Source organism: Thermogladius sp., assembly GCF_049970955.1.
Classification (GTDB): Archaea; Thermoproteota; Thermoprotei_A; order Sulfolobales; family Desulfurococcaceae; genus Thermogladius.
In genome coordinates this window covers 1-3,703 of sequence record NZ_JBMFLY010000076.1, presented here as the reverse complement: position 1 = coordinate 3,703, position 3,703 = coordinate 1, and the positions used below count along the sequence as shown (strand labels likewise).

Below are 3,703 nucleotides of genomic sequence, written 5' to 3'. Positions count from 1 at the left end.
CCACCTGCTCTACGACTTCTCTAACGACGTCCGGGTGGTTGAACCCCACTATGTAGGTTGCGGCCCCCGACGTGAGGTCGATGTACTCTTTCCCCGCCTCATCGTAGAGCTTACAACCCCGCCCTCTCGAAGGGACTAGAGGAAAGTACTTGAGGACGAACGGTCGTGGGATCACGTTACGTTCTTCTCGAATGAGGTTTTCAACATCCATACACGTAAAGCCCCTACTTACATGGCGTAAAAATTTATATTCTTCCCGGGAAAAATATCCACTTGTGGTGGGGTATGTCAGAAGAAGTAGTATTTGTAAGAAGGGCGTCAGGCCTCGTTAGAGAGCTGTCGTGGATCGACGTAGCCTTGTGGTCTATAGCCTGCCCCGCCGCGTCGGGTATGACCTTCTACGCGGTCAAAGTACTAGGCTACCCAGACACCTACGGCGGCAACATAGCGCTGGCGTTCTTCCTAGCGGGACTGATATTCCTCCCGCTGACGATAGCGTTCTACTATATAGCGGCATCCTTCCCGAGGTCCAGCAGCATGTACGTCGTGGTATCCAGGACGTTGCACCCGGTGTTGGGCTACATCCCGTTCTGGTACTACATTGTGGGCGGTGGCGGTGCCATGACAGCGGGGTTCATAATGTACATCGGCTTAAAGGCGTTCAGCGGCCCGCTCGCCGTCGCCGGGGTCGCCTCTAACAACCCGGCGTTGATCAGCATATCCAACGCTCTCATAGACCCCGTAAACCAGCTCGTGATATCGATAATACTGGTGGCGGTACTCTGGGCCCTAAACATGGGCGGTATCAAGGTCATAAAGTGGACTATGAGAATAGGCACGATACTACCGCTCATCGTCACAGTGCTCACGCTCGCCGCTCTGCCCTTCGTGGGGGCCAACAACGGGATGGCGGCCTTCGACTCCATCTACGGGCCTGGCAGCGCCTCCAAGATAATGAGCGTCGCCTTTAACGAGACTGTAAGCAAGCAGTACAACGTCCCCGTCCTCACAGCCAACCCCCTGCTGATCGGTACATACGGGATGCTGTTCTGGACGTTGTGGGCCTGGTCAGGCCTCGAGGTTACTACCTTTATAGGTAGCGAGGTGAAGGACCCAAGCAGGTCCTACCTTAAGGGCCTCTTCACCGGTTACGCAGTGGTCATGGCCCTCTACTTGTTCAACGCCTTCATACTACCCTACGTCTTCAACTACGACTTCCTCGCCGCCTACGCTTACTTGAGGGCTAACTACCCGGACGTCCTGTCTAGCATCCTCCCCGGCAAACCTCTACCAGAGCCTTCCGTACCCTTCTACATAGCGATCGCCTTCCCGAACCCAGTCCTAGCTATCGTAGTAGGGCTAGCCTACTTCCTGTGGTACCTCAACACCGCTATACCGGTCTGGGTAGCGGCCGTGAGAGGCTTCTTCTCAATGAGCTTTGACAGGGCCCTACCCGAGAAACTGGCCTCCGTTTCACCCAGGTTCGCCGCCCCCACCTGGGCCAACCACATCACAGCCATCATAGCCGGCCTAGGCGCCGTAATAACGTACTACGAGAACCTGGGCGCGACACTCGCCACAGCACTGATCTCCTGGCTGGACTTCAGCTTGTTCATATTCGTCTGGCCTGTCGGCCTGGCACTAACACTACTACCCTGGTGGAGGCCCGAGATCTTCGAGCGGACGGTCTTCAAGTCGAAGGTGGCAACCTCAGTGCTGGGCATAATAGTCTTCGCCATCGGCTGGTGGCTCATGCTATACACGTCGTACCCCGAGCCCTCGGTCCAGATGGTCAACATCGCTGCCGGCGTACTAGGCATATCGATCTACGTTTACATGATGGCCAAGAACAGGGCGAAGGGTATAGACCCGAGTAAGATCTACGGGCAGATACCCCCGGCCTAAAACCACGTTTTTTACCCTCAAACTATAAATAGAGTGTGAGATGCACTGGCATGGTCTCGCGCATATTCTTCTCGGTCGACGTCCACGGCTCTACACTAGTATGGAGGAAGTGGATCAGAGCACAAGAGATGTACAAGGCCAACGTCCTAGTGTTGTCCGGCGACTTGACCGGTAAGGTCTTGGTGCCGATCGTCAGGCACGGCGACGGGACTTGGACGGCCCGCTACTTCGGCTCGAGGTGGGTTATGAAGAGCGAGAGCGAGGTGGCGGCTTTCGAGGAGAAGCTGGAGGGTGCTGGGGCCTACTACGTCAGGGTCGACGAGAGAGAGCTGGAGGAGCTGAAGAACAACCCAGACCTTGTGAACAGGGTGATGGTGGAGAAGATGGTCGAGAGGATGAGGAGGTGGCTGGAGCTACTCGTCAGCAAAGTCGACACGAGGAGCGTGACCACGGTCGTGATGCCAGGTAACGACGACGAGTGGGTGATCGACGACGTGATAAGGGAGTACGAGGACAGGGGCGTGGTGTACCCCCTCGAAAAGGTCTTCGCGGTGGAGAAGCTGGAAGTCGTGTCGTCGCCCTACGTCAACCCGACCCCCTGGAAGACCCCGCGAGAGAAAGACGAGAAGGACCTGGAGAAGTACTTGGAGAAACTGATATCGAAGCTGGCCGACCCGTCCAAGTCGATCTTCAACTTCCACGCCCCGCCCTACAACACGATGCTGGACCTGGCACCCAAGCTCACCAAGGACCTCAGAGTGGTGACGGTCGCCGGCGTACCGCAGTTCGAGCATGTGGGCTCTAAGGCCGTGAGGAAGGTGATAGAGAAGTACCAGCCCGTTATAGGTCTACACGGCCACATACACGAGTCGGGCGGGCAAGACGTGATCGGTAGGACAGTAGTCGTGAACCCCGGGAGCGAGTACAGCGAGGGGGTCCTCAAGGCCTACATCGTGGAGGTCGAGGGGGAGAGGCTGGTCAACTACTACAAGATAGAGGGGTAGACAGCCTTGTCCTCGAAGCGAGTCGCTCTTAGCGCCGACGAGTTCGTCAAGGAGGCTGTCGGGATAGTCTCGAAGGCCTCGGAGAGAGGCGTCGTGCTCAGAATACTGGGGGCTCTAGGAGTGTACATCCACTCAGTCGACAGACCGGGCGCGGTCAGCCTGTACGAGAAGCTGGGGAGATTCAAGGGGGAGGGGCTCGTCTTCACAGACCTCGACTTGATAGGGTACAGCAAGCAGAGGAAGGAGATAATCGACCTCTTCGAGAAGGAGCTCAAGTTTAAATACGACCCCTACGTGAAGGCCCTGTTCGCCGGCAAGAGGCTCGTCTACTACCACCCTCAGGACCTCTACCACGTTGACGTATTCTTCGACAAACTCGAGTTCAGCCACGACATAGACTTCGGTAACAAGCCTGGTAAGGGTTTGCTCGAGCTCGACTACCCCACCATCTCCCTGGCACACCTCGTGCTGGAGAAGCTCCAGATACACGAGATCAACTGGAAGGACCTGGTCGACCTCGCAGTCCTGCTCTACTCACACAACCTGTGCAGCCTCGAGGGGTCTAAGAGTAGAGAGTGCATCGACGACGACCTCATAGCCTCCGTCCTCTCGGATGACTGGGGCTTCTGGTACGACGCAATGGCGAACCTGGTCAAGCTGAAAGACATGCTCATGAACAAGCTCGCCGAGGGGGTGTTGACAAAAGACGTAGTCGAACTGGTGCTGAGCAGGGTCAATTCTTTGGTCAACAAGGTCGAGTCTACGCCCAAGAGCAAGGCTTGGATTAAGAGGTC

General features: G+C 56.5%; 4 protein-coding genes. 3 read left to right on the top strand and 1 reads right to left on the bottom strand.

The window, feature by feature from the left end; all coding sequences use genetic code 11:
* Positions 1-211, bottom strand: a 211-nt coding sequence (locus ACP5VX_RS06515; protein WP_428725076.1) for an aminotransferase class III-fold pyridoxal phosphate-dependent enzyme, incomplete at its 3' end; no start/stop codon positions are given.
* A 62-nt stretch (positions 212-273) separates the two neighbouring features.
* Between ACP5VX_RS06515 and ACP5VX_RS06510 the strand changes: the two genes are divergently transcribed.
* The 3 genes from ACP5VX_RS06510 to ACP5VX_RS06500 all read left to right on the top strand — a co-directional run.
* Positions 274-1,905 carry an APC family permease gene (locus ACP5VX_RS06510; RefSeq protein ID WP_428725075.1) on the top strand — a complete coding sequence of 544 codons (1,632 nt, stop codon included), beginning with the start codon at positions 274-276 and terminating at the stop codon, positions 1,903-1,905.
* 50 nt (positions 1,906-1,955) lie between these two features.
* Positions 1,956-2,909, top strand: coding sequence for a metallophosphoesterase family protein (locus tag ACP5VX_RS06505; RefSeq protein ID WP_428725074.1), 954 nt, complete (start codon positions 1,956-1,958; stop codon positions 2,907-2,909).
* A 6-nt stretch (positions 2,910-2,915) separates the two neighbouring features.
* Positions 2,916-3,703: hypothetical protein (locus ACP5VX_RS06500; RefSeq protein ID WP_428725073.1), on the top strand; the 788-nt coding region annotated here is incomplete at its 3' end.